The sequence below is a fragment of the Pseudomonas fluorescens genome, from assembly GCF_005938625.1.
GTDB lineage: Bacteria > Pseudomonadota > Gammaproteobacteria > Pseudomonadales > Pseudomonadaceae > Aquipseudomonas > Aquipseudomonas fluorescens_BD.
Map to the genome: position 1 here is coordinate 1 of NZ_VCNJ01000006.1, position 19,029 is coordinate 19,029.

At 59.2% G+C, this 19,029-nt stretch carries 15 protein-coding genes and 1 tRNA gene; 12 read left to right on the forward strand and 4 right to left on the reverse strand.

Annotated elements, in window-relative coordinates; genetic code table 11:
• Nucleotides 1–43 precede the first annotated feature (43 nt).
• Both FGA82_RS05455 and arcD (FGA82_RS05460) read right to left on the reverse strand, forming a co-directional pair.
• Nucleotides 44–907: a DNA-3-methyladenine glycosylase family protein gene (locus FGA82_RS05455; protein ID WP_141126302.1), complete on the reverse strand. Its 864-nt coding sequence runs from the start codon at nt 905–907 to the stop codon at nt 44–46.
• Nucleotides 904–2,331, reverse strand: coding sequence for an arginine-ornithine antiporter (arcD, locus tag FGA82_RS05460; RefSeq protein ID WP_141126303.1), 1,428 nt, complete (start codon nt 2,329–2,331; stop codon nt 904–906). The genes FGA82_RS05455 and arcD (FGA82_RS05460) overlap by 4 nt, the downstream gene beginning before the upstream one ends.
• A gap of 426 nt (nt 2,332–2,757) precedes the next feature.
• Here arcD (FGA82_RS05460) and arcD (FGA82_RS05465) point away from each other — a divergent pair, with 426 nt between their 5' ends.
• The 12 genes from arcD (FGA82_RS05465) (at nt 2,758) to FGA82_RS05520 (ending at nt 17,532) form a co-directional block, all read left to right on the forward strand.
• Nucleotides 2,758–4,185, forward strand: coding sequence for an arginine-ornithine antiporter (gene arcD, locus FGA82_RS05465; protein ID WP_007908042.1), 1,428 nt, complete (start codon nt 2,758–2,760; stop codon nt 4,183–4,185).
• A 33-nt stretch (nt 4,186–4,218) separates the two neighbouring features.
• Nucleotides 4,219–5,475, forward strand: coding sequence for an arginine deiminase (gene arcA / locus FGA82_RS05470; RefSeq protein WP_008086806.1), 1,257 nt, complete (start codon nt 4,219–4,221; stop codon nt 5,473–5,475).
• Nucleotides 5,476–5,558: 83 nt separating this feature from the next.
• Nucleotides 5,559–6,569 carry an ornithine carbamoyltransferase gene (locus FGA82_RS05475; RefSeq protein WP_008086805.1) on the forward strand — a complete coding sequence of 337 codons (1,011 nt, stop codon included), beginning with the start codon at nt 5,559–5,561 and terminating at the stop codon, nt 6,567–6,569.
• 155 nt (nt 6,570–6,724) lie between these two features.
• Nucleotides 6,725–7,654 carry a carbamate kinase gene (gene arcC, locus FGA82_RS05480; RefSeq protein ID WP_141126304.1) on the forward strand — a complete coding sequence of 310 codons (930 nt, stop codon included), beginning with the start codon at nt 6,725–6,727 and terminating at the stop codon, nt 7,652–7,654.
• 62 nt (nt 7,655–7,716) lie between these two features.
• Nucleotides 7,717–8,079 carry a DUF5064 family protein gene (locus tag FGA82_RS05485; protein ID WP_141126305.1) on the forward strand — a complete coding sequence of 121 codons (363 nt, stop codon included), beginning with the start codon at nt 7,717–7,719 and terminating at the stop codon, nt 8,077–8,079.
• Between the two features lie 262 nt (nt 8,080–8,341).
• Nucleotides 8,342–9,850, forward strand: coding sequence for a sigma-54-dependent transcriptional regulator (locus FGA82_RS05490; RefSeq protein WP_141126306.1), 1,509 nt, complete (start codon nt 8,342–8,344; stop codon nt 9,848–9,850).
• A 439-nt stretch (nt 9,851–10,289) separates the two neighbouring features.
• Nucleotides 10,290–10,673: a glycine cleavage system protein GcvH gene (gene gcvH / locus FGA82_RS05495; RefSeq protein WP_141126307.1), complete on the forward strand. Its 384-nt coding sequence runs from the start codon at nt 10,290–10,292 to the stop codon at nt 10,671–10,673.
• Between the two features lie 11 nt (nt 10,674–10,684).
• On the forward strand, nt 10,685–13,537 hold the full coding sequence (gcvP, locus tag FGA82_RS05500) for an aminomethyl-transferring glycine dehydrogenase (RefSeq protein ID WP_141126308.1): 2,853 nt from the start codon (nt 10,685–10,687) through the stop codon (nt 13,535–13,537).
• A gap of 177 nt (nt 13,538–13,714) precedes the next feature.
• The gene (locus FGA82_RS05505; protein WP_141126309.1) at nt 13,715–15,091 is read left to right on the forward strand and encodes an L-serine ammonia-lyase; all 1,377 of its coding nucleotides are present in this window, start codon (nt 13,715–13,717) and stop codon (nt 15,089–15,091) included.
• Nucleotides 15,092–15,206: 115 nt separating this feature from the next.
• Nucleotides 15,207–16,331 (forward strand): glycine cleavage system aminomethyltransferase GcvT, encoded by a 1,125-nt coding sequence (gene gcvT, locus FGA82_RS05510; RefSeq protein ID WP_141126310.1) that lies wholly within the window; start codon nt 15,207–15,209, stop codon nt 16,329–16,331.
• Between the two features lie 403 nt (nt 16,332–16,734).
• Nucleotides 16,735–16,947: a cold-shock protein gene (locus FGA82_RS05515; protein ID WP_003227496.1), complete on the forward strand. Its 213-nt coding sequence runs from the start codon at nt 16,735–16,737 to the stop codon at nt 16,945–16,947.
• A 96-nt stretch (nt 16,948–17,043) separates the two neighbouring features.
• Entirely contained in the window at nt 17,044–17,532 is a 489-nt protein-coding gene (locus FGA82_RS05520; RefSeq protein WP_141126311.1) for an RDD family protein, read from the forward strand.
• 83 nt (nt 17,533–17,615) lie between these two features.
• Here FGA82_RS05520 and nadA read toward each other — a convergent pair whose 3' ends face one another.
• Both nadA and FGA82_RS05530 read right to left on the reverse strand, forming a co-directional pair.
• Nucleotides 17,616–18,674, reverse strand: a complete 1,059-nt coding sequence (nadA, locus tag FGA82_RS05525; protein ID WP_016773509.1) for a quinolinate synthase NadA — start codon at nt 18,672–18,674, stop codon at nt 17,616–17,618.
• 271 nt (nt 18,675–18,945) lie between these two features.
• A tRNA-Lys gene (locus tag FGA82_RS05530) sits at nt 18,946–19,021 on the reverse strand.
• Between the last annotated feature and the right edge of the window lie 8 nt (nt 19,022–19,029).

Below are 19,029 nucleotides of genomic sequence, written 5' to 3' on the forward strand. Positions count from 1 at the left end.
GCCTGCTCGCGATGAGGCCTGAATTGACCAAGCGACATTCGGATCAGTCCGCACGGCTCAAAGATGTCCACAAAAGCTGCGCCGCATACCCTCGATAAGGCCGCCAGGTCTCAGCGCGCAAAGCCAATTCCCGCGCTGTCGGCCGCTCGCCTTCCAGCACCTCCAACGCGCGCAACAACCCGACATCGCCATGGGGAAACCCATCCAGATCGCGCAACTGCCGCAACGCAATGTACTGCGCCGTCCACTCACCTATCCCGTGCAACGCCAGTAGCCGTGCCACGCCGCCCTGGCGATTCGGCTCAAACAATGACGGTCCTTCCAGCAACGCCTGCGCCACCCCCGACAGCGTCCGCCCGCGACTTTTTGGCATGCCCAGCGCCGCCAGATCTGCCCCTGCCAGTACCCGCACCTCGGGAAACACATGCGTCAATCCGGGCACTGTGGAATCCAGCGGCGCGCCATATTGCGCCACCAGTTTCCCCGCCAGACGAATCGCCGCCACCACCGTAATCTGCTGCCCAAGCACCGCGCGAAACGCCAATTCCAACCCGTCCCACGCTCCGGGAATGCGCAACCCCGGACGCTCGGCAATCAACCGCGCCAGCAGCGGATCATTCACCAAATGCCCGTGCATCAGCGCCAGATCCGCGTTCAGATCAAACATCCGCCGCAACCTGACAACAATCTCGGGCACCGCTGCCGGATCAGCAAAGTCCAGCTCGACCTCCAGCGCATCCGCCGCCCCAAGCCAGACCGAAACCGTGCCGTGAACACCGTTCAATCCGATGGCCCGCGAGTACACCCCCTCAACCACGACCTCCATCCCGACCACCGCACGCGCCGCAAGAAACCCCAACATCGCGTCCCAGTCATAGGGCGGCTGATAAGCCAGCGACAACCTCACAACGACAGCACACCGCTGTACAACCCATACGCTGCCAGCCCCGCGCCGATGATCACGCAGGTGAAAATGCCCTTCTCGACATGGGTGAACAGTGGCTCGCCCGCCTCATGTTTGGCCTTGGCAAACAAAATCACCCCCGGTGCATAAAGCAACGCCGACAGCAGCAAATACTTCACCCCGCCGGCGTACAGCAGCCACACCGCATAACCGAGGGCGATGCCGCCGATCAGCAGATCCTTGGTGCGCTCGGCCGAGGCGTGTTCGTAGGTTTCGCCGCGCCCGCTGAGCAGCACTGCGTACGCCGCCGACCACAGATACGGCACCAGAATCATCGACGACGCCAGATAAATCAGACTGGTGTAAGTGCCCGCCGAAAACAGCGTGATCAGCAGGAAAATCTGGATCATCGCGTTGGTCAGCCACAACGCGTTGACCGGCACATGGTTCTTGTTTTCCTTTTTCAGGAACGCCGGCATGGTCTTGTCCTTGGCCGTGGCGAAGAGGATTTCCGCACACAGCAATGCCCAGGACAGCAACGCACCGAGCAGCGAAATCGCCAGACCGATGCTGATCAGCAACGCGCCCCACGGCCCGACAATGTGCTCGAGCACCGCCGCCAGTGACGGGTTCTGCAAATTCGCCAGCTCCGGCTGGCTCATGATCCCCAGCGACAACACGTTGACCAGCACCAGCAGCGCCAGCACGCCGACAAAACCGATCACCGTGGCGCGACCGACGTCGCTGCGTTTCTCCGCCCGCGCCGAATACACGCTGGCGCCTTCGATGCCGATGAACACGAACACCGTGACCAGCATCATGTTGCGCACCTGATCCATCACCCCGCCGAAATTCGGGTTGCTGGTGCCCCAGATATCGCGGGTAAAAATGTCAGCCTTGAATGCCACCGCCGCGATGACGATGAACATGATCAGCGGTACGACTTTGGCCACCGTGGTCAGCTGATTGATCAGCGCCGCTTCCTTGATCCCGCGCATCACCAGAAAATGCACGGCCCACAGCAGCACCGACGCGCAGCCGATGGCGATTGGCGTATTGCCTTGCCCGAACACCGGAAAGAAGTAACCGAGGGTGCTGAACAGCAGGACGAAGTAACCGACGTTGCCCAGCCACGCACTGATCCAGTAACCCCAGGCTGACGAGAAGCCCATGTAGTCGCCGAATCCGGCCTTGGCGTAGGCATACACGCCGGAATCCAGTTCGGGTTTGCGATTGGCCAGGGTCTGAAAGACGAACGCCAGAGTCAGCATGCCGATCGCGGTAATCCCCCAACCGATCAGAATCGCCCCGGCATCGGCGCGCGCCGCCATGTTCTGCGGCAGCGAGAAAATTCCCCCGCCAATCATCGAACCCACCACCAGGGCGATCAACGCGCCTAATCGCAGCTTTTGCGTCGGTTGCGACATTTCATTTTCCCTTTAGCAGTGATGAGCGGTTGTTTGTAACAACTATTAACTAAATCAATAAAGCAAGATGATGGCTATCAGATAAAGCCAGTAAATATATAGCCGATGACGCTAACGCCTAGCACGTTAAGACAGTTTTGTGCGCTGATCCCGATAATTCAATTCTGTACTGAAAACAGAGGCGGAAAATTTGCCAAAAGCTGAAAAAGAACTAGCGTGATAATTCGAAAGTAATAATAGCCATTCCCAAAAATGTAGCCAGAAAGCCTCTAGGACGGGCCTTGCAGGCAATAGCTTTATGCCTTCAGCCGAAGCCTAAGTCATTCATTAACAATGGAATGTGACCATGCACTGATCTAAGTCAGCTGTTTGAACAGACAACAGAACTACGCTGTGATCTCTTCTCTCCTGCAATGGAGTCATGCAATGTCTGAAGCTCCCGGAAAACTACGACTAGGTGCACTGGTTGCATTGGTAGTCGGCTCGATGATCGGTGGCGGGATATTCTCTTTGCCACAAAACATGGCGGCCAGCGCCGATGTCGGCGCGGTACTGATCGGTTGGGCCATCACCGCTGTCGGCATGCTCACCCTCGCTTTTGTCTTCCAAACCCTCGCCAATCGCAAGCCTGACCTGGACGGCGGTGTCTACGCCTACGCCAAGGCCGGATTCGGCGATTACATGGGTTTCTCGTCCGCCTGGGGCTACTGGATCAGTGCCTGGCTGGGCAACGTCGGTTACTTCGTTTTGCTGTTCAGTACCCTCGGTTACTTCTTCCCGATTTTCGGTGAGGGCAATACTGTCGCAGCGGTGATTGGCGCCTCGGTGCTGTTGTGGGCGGTGCACTTTCTGGTGCTGCGCGGGATCAAGGAAGCGGCGTTCATCAACCTGGTGACCACGGTTGCCAAGGTCGTACCGCTGCTGCTGTTCGTATTGATCGCGGTGTTCGCCTTCAAACTGGACATCTTCACCGCCGACATCTGGGGCATCAAAAACCCGGACCTGGGCAGCGTGATGAACCAGGTGCGCAACATGATGCTGGTCACCGTGTGGGTGTTCATCGGCATCGAGGGCGCGAGCATCTTCTCGGCCCGCGCCGAAAAACGCTCGGACGTCGGCAAAGCCACCGTGATCGGCTTCATCACCGTGCTGCTGTTTCTGGTGCTGGTGAACGTGCTGTCGCTGGGCATCATGACTCAGCCGGAACTGGCGAAACTGCAGAACCCGTCGATGGCCGCCGTGCTTGAGCACGTGGTCGGTCACTGGGGCGCGGTGCTGATCAGCGTCGGTCTGATCATCTCGTTGCTGGGCGCGCTGCTGTCGTGGGTGCTGCTGTGTGCGGAGATCATGTTCGCCGCCGCCAAAGACCACACCATGCCGGAGTTCCTGCGTAAGGAAAACGCCAACCACGTACCGGTCAACGCCCTGTGGCTGACCAACGCGATGGTGCAGATTTTCCTGATCATCACGCTGTTCTCGGCCAGCACTTACCTGTCGCTGATCTACCTCGCCACTTCGATGATTCTGGTGCCGTACCTGTGGTCGGCAGCCTATGCCCTGCTGCTGGCGGTGCGCGGCGAAAGCTACGAAGGCTTTGCGGCCGAACGACGCAAGGATCTGATTATCGGCGGCATCGCGCTGATCTACGCGGTGTGGCTGCTGTATGCCGGCGGGGTCAAGTACTTGCTGCTCTCGGCCCTGCTCTACGCACCTGGCGCGATCCTGTTCGCCAAAGCCAAGCTGGAACTCAAACAACCGATTTTCACTAACGTCGAGAAGCTGATTTTCGCCGCAGTGGTCGTGGGTGCCCTGGTGGCGGCCTACGGTCTCTACGACGGCTTCCTGACTCTGTAACCCCTGATTGTTTTGTTATCTGGAGGATCTGAAATGACCACGGAAAAAGTTAAGTACGGCGTCCATTCCGAAGCCGGCAAACTGCGCAAAGTCATGGTGTGCTCCCCAGGTCTGGCCCATCAGCGGCTGACCCCGAACAACTGCGATGAACTGCTGTTCGATGACGTGCTCTGGGTGGCCCAGGCCAAGCGCGACCACTTCGACTTCGTGACCAAAATGCGTGAGCGCGGCATCGATGTGCTGGAAATGCACAACCTGCTGACCGACATCGTCGCTATCCCGGAAGCGCTGGACTGGATTCTCGAACGCAAGGTCACCGCCGACTCGGTGGGCCTGGGCCTGATAAACGAAGTCAAATCCTGGCTGAAAAGCCTCGAGCCGCGGCACATCGCCGAATTCCTGATTGGCGGCGTATCTGCCGATGACCTGCCGGACAGCTTCGGTGGCAAGACCATCCAGATGTTCCGCGACTTCCTCGGTCATTCGAGCTTCATTCTGCCGCCGCTGCCGAACACCCAGTTCACCCGCGACACCACTTGCTGGATATACGGCGGCGTGACGCTGAACCCGATGTACTGGCCAGCGCGTCGTCAGGAAACCCTGCTGGCGACCGCGATCTACAAATTCCATCCACAGTTCACCAACGCCGAATTCGAAATCTGGTACGGCGACCCGGACAAGGAACACGGCAGCTCTACCCTTGAGGGCGGCGACGTCATGCCGATCGGCAACGGCGTGGTGTTGATCGGCATGGGCGAACGCTCATCGCGTCAGGCCATCGGCCAACTGGCGCTGAACCTGTTCAAGAACAAAGCCGTGGAAAAAGTCATCGTCGCCGGCCTGCCGAAGTCCCGCGCGGCGATGCACCTCGACACCGTGTTCAGCTTCTGCGACCGCGACCTGGTGACGATTTTCCCGGAAGTGGTGAATCAGATCGTTGCGTTCACCCTGCGCCCTGACGAAAGCAAACAGGGCGGCATCGACATCCGCCGCGAAGAAGGCACCTTCCTCGACACCGTGGCCAAAGCCCTCAACCTGCCGAAGCTGCGCGTGGTGGAAACCGGCGGCAACAGCTTCGCCGCCGAACGCGAGCAATGGGACGACGGCAACAACGTGGTGGCCGTGGAGCCGGGCGTGGTCATCGGCTACGACCGCAACACCTACACCAACACCTTGCTGCGCAAGGCAGGCGTGGAAGTCATCACCATCAGCGCAGGCGAACTGGGCCGAGGCCGTGGCGGCGGCCACTGCATGACCTGCCCGATCATCCGCGACCCGATCGATTACTAAACCTCTGAGCCCTGGCCGTCACTTACCTGCTCGCAACAGAAAGTCACGGCCAGGGGGATAACCGACACCGAAGGAGATCCATCATGGCTTTTAACATTCACAACCGTAACCTGCTCAGCCTGGAACACCACACCCCACGTGAGCTGCGTTACCTGCTCGACCTGTCCCGCGACCTCAAACGCGCAAAATACACCGGCACCGAGCAACAACACCTGAAGGGCAACAACATCGCCCTGATCTTCGAAAAAACCTCGACCCGCACCCGTTGCGCCTTCGAAGTGGCAGCCTATGACCAAGGCGCCAACGTCACCTACATCGACCCGAACTCGTCGCAGATCGGCCACAAAGAAAGCATGAAAGATACCGCCCGCGTGCTGGGGCGCATGTACGACGCCATCGAATACCGTGGCTTCAAACAGGAAATCGTCGAAGAGCTGGCCAAGTTCGCCGGCGTGCCGGTGTTCAACGGTCTGACCGATGAATATCACCCGACTCAGATGATCGCCGACGTGCTGACCATGCGTGAACACGCCGACAAGCCGATCCATGAAATCAGCTACGCCTACCTCGGCGACGCGCGCAACAACATGGGCAACTCGTTGCTGCTGGTCGGCGCCAAACTCGGCATGGACGTGCGCATCTGCGCGCCGAAAGCGCTGTGGCCACTGGATGATCTGGTCGAGCGCTGCCACAAATATGCGGAAGAAAGTGGTGCGCGCATCACCCTCACTGAAGACCCGAAAGCCGCCGTCAAAGGCGTCGACTTCATCCACACCGACGTTTGGGTATCGATGGGCGAACCGGTGGAAGCCTGGGCCGAGCGTATCCAGCAACTGCTGCCGTATCAGGTCAACGCCGAACTGATGAAAGCCAGCGGCAACCCGCGCACCAAGTTCATGCACTGCCTGCCGGCGTTCCACAACAGCGATACCAAGGTCGGCAAACAGATTGCCGAGCAGTACCCGCACCTGAAAAACGGCATCGAAGTGACTGACGACGTGTTCGAGTCCCCAGCCTGCATCGCCTTCGAGCAAGCGGAAAACCGCATGCACACAATCAAGGCGATTCTGGTCTCGACCCTGGCTGATCTGTAACTGGATGATCAGGTTCTCCTGATCAACCAACAACCTGTAGGAGCTGCCGAAGGCTGCGATCTTTTGACTTTGCTTGTTCAAATCGAGATCAAGATCAACAGATCGCAGCCTTCGGCAGCTCCTACAGGGTCATCGAACTCTGAAAGGATTGCATTATGCGTATCGTCGTAGCTCTGGGCGGTAACGCCCTGCTCCGCCGTGGTGAACCGATGACCGCTGACAATCAGCGCGCCAACATCCGCATCGCCACCGAGCAAATCGCCAAGATCCATCCCGGCAATCAACTGGTCATCGCCCACGGCAATGGCCCGCAAGTCGGCCTGCTGTCGCTGCAAGCGGCGGCCTACACCTCCGTCACCCCATACCCGTTGGACGTACTCGGCGCCGAAACTGAAGGCATGATCGGCTACATCATCGAACAGGAACTGGGCAACCTGCTCGACTTTGAAGTGCCATTCGCCACCCTGCTGACCCAGGTTGAAGTCGACGCCAACGACCCCGCGTTCAAGAACCCGACCAAGCCGATCGGCCCGGTCTACGACAAGGCTGAAGCGGAAAAACTCGCCGCCGAAAAAGGCTGGGCGATTGCCCCGGATGGCGATAAGTACCGTCGTGTCGTGGCCAGTCCACGGCCAAAACGCATCTTCGAAATCCGCCCGATCAAGTGGCTGCTCGACAAGGGCAGCATCGTGATTTGCGCCGGTGGTGGCGGGATTCCGACCATGTATGACGAGAACCGCAACCTCAAAGGCATCGAGGCGGTGATCGACAAGGATCTGTGCTCGTCGCTGCTCGCCGAGCAACTGGAAGCCGACCTGCTGGTGATTGCCACGGACGTCAACGCCGCGTTCATCGACTACGGCAAACCAACGCAGAAAGCTATTGCCGAAGCGCACCCGGACGAACTCGAACGCCTCGGTTTCGCCGCTGGATCCATGGGGCCGAAGGTGCAGGCAGCCTGCGAATTCGCGCGCCATACTGGCAAGGTCGCGGTGATCGGTTCGCTGGCGGATATCGAAGCGATTGTCCAGGGTACTGCCGGTACTCGCGTGACCACGGCGAAGCCCGGCATCACTTACCGATAATTAGAAACTCCGGGGGCAGGCCCGAGATCTGCCCTTCTCCCATGCCTTGAAAGGAGAAACCCATGGCCCAGTTTGAACCCGGTCATTTGCACATTGAGCGGCACGCGTTGACCGACGATGACGTCAATTACAACGTGCACCTCGACTATGAATTGTTCACCGATCCGCAGAAAGGCAAAGGGATACAGTTCACGCTGCATGGCAGCATGCAGGGCAAGGACATGAAGGAAACGTTTTTCCTGCCCAAGGAAGAGGCTTACAACTTCGCCCGCGATGTGACCCGCATCGCCGAGAAGTACGGGATTCCCAAGGCGCACAGCCAGATCGGTTCGGTGCACAAGCATTACGATTTGATGTTCGAAGACATTCGGCAGAAGTTGAATATGCAATCCGGGGATCCGGTCAATCCTGAGCATTTTGAGTAACCCTCAAGAGCCCCTCACCCTAGCCCTCTCCCGGAGGGAGAGGGGACTGAATGCGGGATGCTGCAGAGTTACGTCGACCTGCTCCTGCATCATCGAATCCATAATCGACTCGATTTAGCAGGTCGATGTCAAACCCAAGACACCTCGGTCGGCCCCCTCTCCCTCCGGGAGAGGGCTGGGGTGAGGGCGCTTTTGCTTTCACCTCTCTCCAAGCCCAAGGCATACTTGCCACCCTCCGCTCTGCAGATCATTGAACCGCCCCATGCGTATCCACGTCAGTTTCATCGACCGCGTCGGCATCACCCAGGAAGTCCTGGCTATCCTCGGTGGGCGCAATCTCAATCTGGATGCGGTGGAGATGATCCCGCCGAACGTCTACATCGACGCGCCGACCCTGAGCCCGCAAGTGCTCGAAGAACTGAAAGATGCGTTGTTTCGCGTGCTCGGCGTGGAAGCAGTGACCGTGGTCGACATCCTCCCTGGCCAGCGTCGACACCTGCAGCTTGACGCGTTGCTGGCGGCAATGACCGATCCGGTTCTGGCGCTCGACAGCGCCGGCAAAGTGCTGCTGGCCAACCCGGCGTTGATCGCGCTCTACGGTCGTGAACCGGCCGGTGAAAGCGTCTCCGAACTGTTCAACGATCCCGGACTGCTCGACACCTTGCTCGAACACGGCTTCCGTTTGCCGCTGCGCGAAATCACCGTCAACGGCCAGACCCTGCTGCTCGACGCCACGCCGATCACCGACGCTGGCGCTCTGCTGACCTTGTATCAACCGAACCGCATCGGCGAACAACTCTCGGCATTGCACCACGACCATGCCGAAGGCTTCGATGCACTGCTTGGCGAATCCCCGGCGATCCGCACGCTCAAGGCTCGCGCGCAACGGGTTGCCGCTCTCGATGCGCCGTTGTTGATCCAGGGCGAAACCGGCACCGGTAAAGAACTGGTTGCCCGGGCCTGCCACGCGATCAGCACGCGACACAGTGCGCCGTTTCTGGCGTTGAATTGCGCAGCACTGCCCGAGAACCTCGCTGAGAGCGAACTCTTCGGCTACGCCCCCGGCGCCTTCACCGGCGCGGCCCGTGGCGGCAAACCGGGACTGATGGAACTGGCCAACCAGGGCACGGTATTCCTCGATGAGATCGGCGAGATGTCGCCATATTTGCAGGCCAAGCTGCTGCGCTTCTTGAACGATGGCAGCTTCCGCCGGGTGGGCGGTGATCGTGAGGTCAAGGTCAACGTGCGCATCCTCAGCGCAACCCACCGTGATCTGGAAAAAATGGTCAGCGAAGGCCTGTTCCGCGAAGACCTGTTCTATCGCCTCAACGTGCTCAACGTTGAAGTGCCGCCATTGCGTGAGCGCGGTCAGGACATTCTGCTGTTGGCGCGCTATTTCATGCAGCAGGCCTGTGCGCAGATCCAGCGCCCGGTCTGCCGCCTCGCCCCGGGGACTTACCCGGCCCTGCTCGGCAATCGCTGGCCGGGCAACGTACGACAATTGCAGAACGTGATCTTCCGCGCGGCGGCGATTTGCGAGAGCAGCCTGGTGGATATTGGCGATCTCGATATTGCTGGTACCTCGGTTGCGCGTCAGTCTGACAGCGACGTCGACAGCCTCGAACAAGCGGTCGAGTCCTTCGAAAAAACGCTGCTGGAAAAACTCTACGTCAGCTACCCCTCGACCCGCCAACTGGCCAGCCGCCTGCAAACGTCGCACACGGCGATCGCGCATCGATTGCGCAAGTACGGCATACCCAACAAGCCCTGAAAGCACCACAAATCCCCTTGTAGGAGCTGCCGGAGGCTGCGATCTTTTGACTTTGGATGTGTATTGCCCGGGTCAAGATCGCAGCCTTCGGCAGCTCCTACAGTCCGGGTTTCCAATTCAAAAAATCAGGGTTCCCAGTTTAAAAACGACCTCCAACTGTACTGAAAGCGCTACAGCGGAACGATTTCGCTACACCCACCTTTGATTGCCGCTGTGCAAGGCTTTGATCCCGTTCAGCTTTTATCCTCGCTCTATGCTGTAGCGATTTCGCTACAGACATGCCGGCCTTGTCGACCCCATTAATATCTAAACCATTGATTTATAACGATAAATAAACTTTGGCCGCATTCTTGCTAATCAACCCCTCATAAATAAGGGCCTTCGCGCCCGACTATTCCACCGCGTCCACCAGACGAGTATGGCCCCCTGAGGAGTTTCCATGAGCGAGTTGCGTTTTACTGAAGATCACGAATGGCTGCGCACCGAAGCTGACGGCAGCGTTACTGTCGGCATTACCGCTTTCGCGCAGAACGCCCTGGGCGACGTGGTGTTCGTGCAACTGCCTGAGCTGCAGGCTTACGAAAAAGGCGCCGAAGCCGCCACCGTGGAATCGGTAAAAGCCGCCAGCGGCGTGTACATGCCGCTCGACGGCGAAGTACTCGCAACCAACCCGGCGCTGGAAGACAGCCCGGAACTGGTCAACGAAGATCCGCTGGGCGAAGGCTGGTTCTTCCGCTTCAAACCTAGCGACGCGTCGGCCGTGGCCAAATTGCTCGACCAGGACGCGTACGACCGTCTGATCAAAGCCCAAGCCGAAGCCTGAGGAATACCGACATGAGCCAAATCAACCTCGGCACCGCCAACGAATTCATTGCCCGTCACATCGGCCCACGCGCCGGTGACGAGCAAGCCATGCTCAACAGCCTCGGCTTCGATTCCCTCGAAGCGCTGAGCGCCAGCGTCATCCCGGAAAGCATCAAGGGCACCAGCGTGCTCGGCCTGGACGACGGCCTCAGCGAAGCCGATGCCCTGGCGATGATCAAATCCATCGCTGGCAAAAACCAACTGTTCAAGACCTACATCGGCCAGGGCTACTACAACTGCCACACGCCGTCGCCGATCTTGCGCAACCTGTTGGAAAATCCGGCCTGGTACACCGCTTACACGCCGTACCAGCCAGAAATTTCCCAAGGTCGTCTCGAAGCGCTGCTGAACTTCCAGACCATGATCAGCGACCTCACCGGTCTGCCGATCGCCAACGCTTCCTTGCTCGATGAAGCCACCGCCGCTGCCGAAGCCATGACCTTCTGCAAACGCCTGAGCAAGAACAAAGGCAGCCACCAATTCTTCGCCTCGATCCACAGCCACCCGCAAACCCTCGACGTGCTGCGCACCCGTGCCGAGCCGCTGGGTATCGACGTGGTGGTCGGTGATGAGCGTGAACTGGACGACGTGACGCCGTTCTTCGGCGCGCTGCTGCAATACCCGGCGAGCAACGGTGATGTGTTCGACTACCGCGAACTGACCGAGCGCTTCCACGCCGCCAACGCGTTGGTGGCCGTGGCCGCTGATCTGCTGGCCCTGACCTTGCTGACCGCCCCGGGCGAGTTCGGCGCTGACGTCGCCATCGGTTCGGCACAACGTTTCGGCGTGCCGCTGGGCTTCGGTGGCCCGCACGCCGCTTACTTCTCTACCAAAGATGCGTTCAAGCGCGACATGCCGGGCCGTCTGGTCGGTGTCTCGGTCGACCGTTTCGGCAAGCCGGCCCTGCGTCTGGCGATGCAAACCCGCGAGCAACACATCCGCCGCGAGAAGGCCACGTCGAACATCTGCACCGCACAGGTGCTGCTGGCCAACATCGCCAGCATGTACGCCGTCTACCACGGCCCGAAAGGCCTGACCCAGATCGCCAACCGCATCCATCACTTGACCGCGATTCTCGCCAAGGGCCTGACCGCGCTGGGCGCGAAAGTCGAACAAGCCAGTTTCTTCGACACCCTGACCGTCGCTACCGGCGCACAAACCGCCCCACTGCACGACCAGGCGCACGCTGCGCAGATCAACCTGCGCGTGATCGACGCTCAGCGTCTGGGCCTGTCGGTCGACGAAACCACCACCCAGGCGGACATCGAAACCCTGTGGGGCCTGTTCGCCGACGGCAAAACCCTGCCGGACTTCGCTGCTCTCGCCGCCTCCGTGCAGAGCACTATTCCAACATCGCTAGTACGTCAGTCGCCAATCCTCAGCCACCCGGTGTTCAACCGTTATCACTCGGAAACCGAGCTGATGCGCTACCTGCGCAAGCTGGCGGACAAGGACCTGGCACTGGATCGCACCATGATTCCGCTCGGCTCGTGCACCATGAAACTCAACGCCGCCAGCGAAATGATCCCGGTGACCTGGGCTGAATTCGGTGCGCTGCACCCGTTCGCCCCGGCCGTACAAAGTGCCGGTTACCAGCAACTGACCGACGAGCTGGAAGCGATGCTCTGCGCCGCCACCGGTTACGACGCGATCTCGCTGCAACCGAACGCCGGTTCGCAAGGTGAATACGCAGGCCTGTTGGCGATCCGCGCCTATCACCAGAGCCGTGGCGATGAGCGTCGCGACATCTGCCTGATCCCGTCGTCCGCCCACGGCACCAACCCGGCCACCGCCAATATGGCTGGCATGCGCGTGGTCGTGACCGCCTGCGATGCGCGCGGCAACGTCGACATCGAAGACCTGCGTGCCAAAGCCATCGAGCACCGCGAACACCTCGCCGCACTGATGATCACTTACCCGTCGACCCACGGCGTGTTCGAAGAAGGCATCCGCGAAATCTGCGGGATCATTCATGACAACGGCGGCCAGGTGTACATCGATGGCGCCAACATGAACGCGATGGTCGGCCTCTGCGCTCCGGGCAAGTTCGGCGGCGACGTTTCGCACCTTAACTTGCACAAAACCTTCTGCATCCCCCACGGCGGTGGCGGCCCGGGCGTTGGTCCGATCGGCGTGAAGTCGCACCTGACGCCGTTCCTGCCAGGCCACGGCCAGATGGAACGCAAGGAAGGCGCGGTCTGCGCGGCACCGTTTGGCAGCGCAAGTATTTTGCCGATCACCTGGATGTACATTCGCATGATGGGTGGCGCCGGTCTGAAGCGCGCTTCGCAGTTGGCGATCCTCAATGCCAACTACATTTCCCGTCGCCTGGAAGAGCACTACCCCGTGCTGTACACCGGCAGCAATGGCCTGGTGGCGCACGAGTGCATTCTCGATCTGCGTCCGTTGAAAGACAGCAGCGGCATCAGCGTTGATGACGTCGCCAAGCGCCTGATCGACTTCGGCTTCCACGCGCCGACCATGTCGTTCCCGGTTGCGGGCACGCTGATGATCGAGCCGACCGAAAGTGAATCCAAAGAAGAGCTGGATCGCTTCTGCGACGCCATGATCCGCATCCGCGAAGAAATCCGCGCGGTGGAAAACGGCACGCTGGACAAGGACGACAACCCGCTGAAGAACGCTCCGCACACGGCGGCAGAGCTGGTTGGCGAGTGGACTCACCCGTACAGCCGCGAGCAGGCCGTGTACCCGGTCGCATCGTTGATTGAAGGCAAATACTGGCCGCCGGTCGGTCGTGTCGACAACGTCTTTGGCGATCGCAACCTGGTCTGCGCCTGCCCGTCGATCGAAAGCTACGCTTAAGGAAAGCAGCTGCGAGCTTTGAGCTACAAGCTGCAAGTAAGGGCTGATCTGCTTTTTACTTGCGGCTTGTGTCTCGCTGCATGCACTGCGGCCTTATAGAAGCCGCAAGGAAACCCGATCCGCTTTTTTGTAGCTTGCAACTTGAAGCTCACAACTGCTCCGCAGGAGCCCCCCCTCATGTCGTTAAGCGTGTTCGACCTGTTCAAGATTGGCATCGGCCCCTCCAGTTCCCACACCGTCGGCCCGATGCGTGCTGCCGCGCGTTTCGCCGAAGGTTTACGCCGTGAAAATCTGCTGACCACCACCGCCAGCGTTCGCGTCGAGCTCTACGGTTCCCTCGGCGCCACCGGTAAAGGTCACGGCAGCGACAAAGCCGTGCTGCTCGGCCTCGAAGGCGAACACCCGGACACCGTTGATACCGAAACCGTCGCCACGCGCCTGCAAGAGATTCGCGGCAACGCTCGACTGAATCTGCTCGGCGAACACAGCATCGCGTTCAACGAGAAAGAACACCTGGCGATGATCCGCAAGCCGCTGGCCTATCACCCCAACGGCATGATCTTCCGCGCCTTTGATGCGGCGGGCCTGCAGATACGCAGCCGCGAGTACTACTCGGTTGGCGGCGGTTTTGTTGTCGACGAGGACGCGGCCGGCGCCGATCGCATTGTCGAAGACGCCACGCCGCTGACCTTCCCGTTCAAAAGCGCCAAGGACTTGCTCGGTCATTGCGCCACCTACGGCCTATCGATCAGTCAGGTCATGCTGACCAACGAAAGCGCCTGGCGCCCGGAAGCGGAAACTCGCGCCGGCTTGCTGAACATCTGGCAGGTGATGCAGGACTGCGTAGCTGCAGGTTGTCGTAACGAAGGCATTCTGCCGGGCGGTTTGAAGGTCAAACGCCGTGCCGCGGCGCTGCATCGGCAGCTGTGCAAAAACCCGGAATCGGCGTTGCGCGATCCGTTGTCGGTGCTCGACTGGGTCAACCTCTACGCCTTGGCGGTCAACGAAGAAAACGCCAACGGCGGGCGTGTGGTTACCGCACCTACCAACGGTGCGGCGGGGATCATTCCGGCGGTGCTGCATTACTACATGCGCTTTATCCCCGGCGCGAATGACGACGGCGTCGTGCGCTTTTTGCTGACCGCTGCAGCCATCGGCATTCTCTACAAGGAGAACGCTTCGATCTCCGGCGCCGAAGTCGGTTGTCAGGGTGAAGTCGGCGTGGCCTGTTCGATGGCGGCTGGTGCGTTGTGCGAAGTGCTCGGCGGCAGCGTTCAGCAAGTCGAGAACGCTGCGGAAATCGGCATGGAGCACAACCTCGGCCTGACCTGCGACCCGATTGGCGGACTGGTGCAAGTGCCATGCATCGAACGCAATGCGATGGGCTCGGTGAAAGCCATTAACGCGGTGCGCATGGCCATGCGCGGCGATGGCCAGCATTTCGTCTCCCTCGACAAAGTCATCCGCACCATGCGCCAGACCGGCGCCGACATGAAAAGCAAATACAAAGAGACCGCACGCGGCGGTCTGGCGGTCAACATTATCGAATGCTGATCACGAAACGTAACTAGCCCCCTCTCCCTCTGGGAGAGGGCTGGGGTGAGGGGCTTTTGATCTTGATCTTAATCTAGCCCCATCCCCCCCAACTCAAATTTTCAAGGAGCCACGCATGTCCACCGAACAACTGTCGAAAACCCCGCTGCACGCTCTGCACCTCGAACTCGGCGCTCGCATGGTGCCGTTCGCCGGCTACGACATGCCGGTGCAATACCCGCTCGGCGTGATGAAAGAACACCAGCACACCCGTGAGCATGCCGGGCTGTTCGACGTCTCGCACATGGGCCAGATCCGCCTGACCGGTGCCAATGCCGCCAAAGCCCTGGAAAGCCTGGTACCAGTAGACATCATCGACCTGCCGGTGGGCATGCAGCGTTACGCGATGTTCACCAATGATAACGGCGGCATCCTCGATGACCTGATGGTCGCCAACCTCGGCAATGACGAACTGTTCCTGGTGGTAAACGCCGCCTGCAAGGATCAGGACCTGGCCCACCTGCAAAAGCACATCGGCGCTCAGTGCACCATTACGGCGCTGTTCGAAGAGCGCGCACTGCTGGCATTGCAGGGTCCGGCGGCCGTTACGGTGCTGGCGCGACTGGCGCCTTCCGTTGAAAAAATGACTTTTATGCAGTTCGCCCGTGTGAATCTGCTGGGCGTCGAATGCTTTGTCAGCCGCTCGGGCTATACCGGTGAAGACGGTTTCGAAATCTCCGTTCCGGCCGCCGACGCGGAAAAACTCGCCCGCGCCCTGCTCGCTGAACCGGAAGTCCAGGCCATCGGCCTCGGTGCCCGCGATTCGCTGCGCCTGGAAGCTGGCCTGTGCCTGTATGGCCACGACATGAACACCGAGACCACGCCGATCGAAGCCAGCCTGTTGTGGGCGATCTCCAAGCCACGTCGCGCTGATGGCGCGCGGGCCGGCGGTTTCCCGGGCGCAGAACATATTTTCGCCCAACAACAAAATGGCGTGGCACGCAAACGCGTCGGCCTGCTGCCACAGGAACGCACCCCGGTGCGTGAAGGCGCAGAAATCGTCAACGAAGCCGGCGAAATCATCGGTAGCGTGTGCAGTGGCGGCTTCGGTCCGACCTTGGGCGGTCCGCTGGCAATGGGTTACCTGGACAGCGCTTATGTCGCCATCGACACACCGGTCTGGGCCATCGTACGTGGGAAAAAGGTGCAAATGCTTGTAAGCAAAATGCCATTTGTTCCACAACGCTACTATCGTGGTTGATTGACTGTTTCTATAAGTAACGCGATTACGTTATGCGTGCACTAATGTGTAACGCAATCGCCACAAAAAAGTGCATTTTCTAACATCCTATTCGAATATGAACTTTGCTTATAACGTTCGAAAACAATTGAACAAGCGAATCGTCTAAGCCCGCACTAGTGAAAGGATTAACTTGCTCAAGCTCAGTAAAACCGGGGGCTTCGCAGGGCTTGTTTTTTCTCCCGTAGTTGGCGTAGAGTTTGTCCACTGTGTTTGCATGGGTCAGCTTGGAATCGTGACCTGGGCAGTAGCCTACAAGTTAGCTACATCCCGTTCGACGTCTTCTTACTCTCCTGCAACCAGCCCCAGTACTCTTTCATGAGAAAGAGGCTGTCATCAATTTTTGCGTCAAAGGAAATAAGAAATGTCCACACGTCAGAGCGGTACCGTCAAGTGGTTTAACGACGAGAAAGGTTTTGGTTTTATCACTCCAGAAAGCGGTCCGGATCTGTTCGTGCATTTCCGCGCCATTCAGGGCAACGGCTTCAAAAGCCTGAAAGAAGGCCAGAAAGTGACCTTCGTTGCTGTGCAGGGCCAGAAAGGCATGCAGGCTGACGAAGTACAAGCTGAAGCCTGATTTCTGTTACGAAAAAGCCCCTGATATTGATATCAGGGGCTTTTTTGTGCGCGCGAATCCGTAAAATGGCGCTTCAATTTGCGTCCAGAGGCTGCCATGTCGAAAAACCTGCTCACCCCACAGGGCGACTTTCCTCCCGTTGGATTCAGCCGGCGCCTGGCCGCGATGTTCTATGACTTCCTGCTGTGCACCGCTCTGCTGATCGTCACCGGTTTCATTTACAAACTGATCCAGGCCGCGATCATCGGCGAAGAACGCCTGCGCGTGCTGACCGACGCCGGAAAAATGGACGGCGACCCACTGTATTCGACGGTACTGTTGTTGGTGCTGTTTGGATTCTTTGCCAAGTTCTGGACCCACGGCGGGCAGACGCTGGGCATGCAGGTGTGGGGCATTCGTGTGCAGAACGCCAATGGCACGGCGATCAGCCTGTGGCAGGCGCTGTTGCGGTTTATGGTGTCGATTGCGTCGTGGCTGTGCGTAGGGCTGGGTTTCTTCTGGTCCCTGTATGACAAGCAGAAGCGCACGTGGCATGACATCTATTCGGATACTCGCGTGGTGCGAGTCCCGAAGAAAAAAAAGTAAGCGCCCACAAAAAAAGATCGCAGCCTTCGGCAGCTCCTACCGAGAACAATGTAGGAGCTGCCGAAGGCTGCGATCTTTTGCTTTCAGGCGTTACCGGCCAGCTTCATCCGCGCTGCCTGGGTGAAATCGAGCATGCGCTTGAGCGGCCGAATCGCCTGCGGAATCAACGCCGGATCGACAAAGATCTCGTTCGTCCCTTCCTTCAAGCTCTTGAGCGTGCGCTCAAGGGTGTTCATGGCCATCCACGGGCAATGTGCGCAACTGCGGCACGCTGCGCCGTTACCAGCGGTTGGCGCCTCGATGAAGACCTTGTCAGGGCACAACTGCTGCATCTTGTAGAAGATGCCACGGTCAGTGGCGACGATCAGGGTCTTGTTCGGCAGGCTCTGCGCGGCGGCGATCAACTGGCTGGTGGAACCGACGGCGTCTGCCAGTTCGATCACCGAAGTTGGCGACTCCGGGTGTACCAGAATCGCAGCGTCCGGATACAGCGCTTTCATGTCTTCGAGCTGCTTGGACTTGAACTCTTCGTGAACGATGCAGGCACCGTCCCAGAGCAGCATGTCGGCGCCGGTCTTGCGCTGAATGTACGTGCCGAGGTGCTTGTCCGGCCCCCAAATGATGGTCTCGCCGTTGTCCATCAGGCTTTCGACGATTTCCAGCGCACAACTTGAAGTCACCACCCAATCAGCTCGTGCCTTAACAGCTGCGGAGGTGTTGGCGTACACCACCACCGTGCGCTCCGGGTGCTGATCACAGAACGCCGAGAACTCATCGACCGGGCAACCCAGGTCGAGCGAGCAGGTCGCCTCCAGCGTCGGCATCAGCACGCGCTTTTCCGGGTTGAGAATCTTCGCGGTCTCGCCCATGAACTTCACGCCGGCCACCACCACGGTCTTGGCCGGGTGAGCGTTACCGAAGCGGGCCATTTCCAGGGAGTCGGAGACACAGCCACCGGTTTCTTCGGCCAGAGCCTGAATCACCGGATCGCAATAAAAGTGGGCCACCAGCACCGCGTCCTGAGCCTTGAGCTCGGCGGCGATGGCGGAACGGTAATAAGCCTCTTCCTCAGCGGTCAGCGGTTTGGGCTGTTTGGCATCGAGGTGGGCTTGAACCAGAAGGCGTTCGGAAATCTGCGTCATGTTCGCAAGACCTGCAGGCGCGTTCGCGCGAAAGTCGAGTATACACCCGGCTCCGGACCGCTTGAGGGTACCGCCGGGAGAGTGAGTATTATCAGGCACGGACAGCGTTGAAGCTGCGCAAGGCTACAGAATATCCCGTTGATACAAAAGATCATTCTGACCTGCGTCAGCGCTGCGGGTATTGAAATAACGCGTAGCGAAATTGCAGGCAAAAAAAAACCCGGAAATCCTCACTTTCGTGGGCCTTCCGGATTTTCTAAACCGCCAAATATGGTGGGTCGTGTGGGATTCGAACCTACGACCAATTGGTTAAAAGCCAACTGCTCTACCAACTGAGCTAACGACCCGCTGTGTG

Coding starts and splice junctions, on each gene's coding strand:
- gcvT (WP_141126310.1), top strand. CDS start 15,207: ATGTCCACCGAACAACTGTCGAAAACCCCGCTGCACGCTCTGCACCTC.
- arcA (WP_008086806.1), top strand. CDS start 4,219: ATGACCACGGAAAAAGTTAAGTACGGCGTCCATTCCGAAGCCGGCAAA.
- FGA82_RS05520 (WP_141126311.1), top strand. CDS start 17,044: ATGTCGAAAAACCTGCTCACCCCACAGGGCGACTTTCCTCCCGTTGGA.
- FGA82_RS05475 (WP_008086805.1), top strand. CDS start 5,559: ATGGCTTTTAACATTCACAACCGTAACCTGCTCAGCCTGGAACACCAC.
- gcvP (WP_141126308.1), top strand. CDS start 10,685: ATGAGCCAAATCAACCTCGGCACCGCCAACGAATTCATTGCCCGTCAC.
- FGA82_RS05485 (WP_141126305.1), top strand. CDS start 7,717: ATGGCCCAGTTTGAACCCGGTCATTTGCACATTGAGCGGCACGCGTTG.
- arcC (WP_141126304.1), top strand. CDS start 6,725: ATGCGTATCGTCGTAGCTCTGGGCGGTAACGCCCTGCTCCGCCGTGGT.
- arcD (WP_141126303.1), bottom strand. CDS start 2,331: ATGTCGCAACCGACGCAAAAGCTGCGATTAGGCGCGTTGATCGCCCTG.
- nadA (WP_016773509.1), bottom strand. CDS start 18,674: ATGACGCAGATTTCCGAACGCCTTCTGGTTCAAGCCCACCTCGATGCC.
- gcvH (WP_141126307.1), top strand. CDS start 10,290: ATGAGCGAGTTGCGTTTTACTGAAGATCACGAATGGCTGCGCACCGAA.
- FGA82_RS05515 (WP_003227496.1), top strand. CDS start 16,735: ATGTCCACACGTCAGAGCGGTACCGTCAAGTGGTTTAACGACGAGAAA.
- FGA82_RS05490 (WP_141126306.1), top strand. CDS start 8,342: ATGCGTATCCACGTCAGTTTCATCGACCGCGTCGGCATCACCCAGGAA.
- FGA82_RS05505 (WP_141126309.1), top strand. CDS start 13,715: ATGTCGTTAAGCGTGTTCGACCTGTTCAAGATTGGCATCGGCCCCTCC.
- arcD (WP_007908042.1), top strand. CDS start 2,758: ATGTCTGAAGCTCCCGGAAAACTACGACTAGGTGCACTGGTTGCATTG.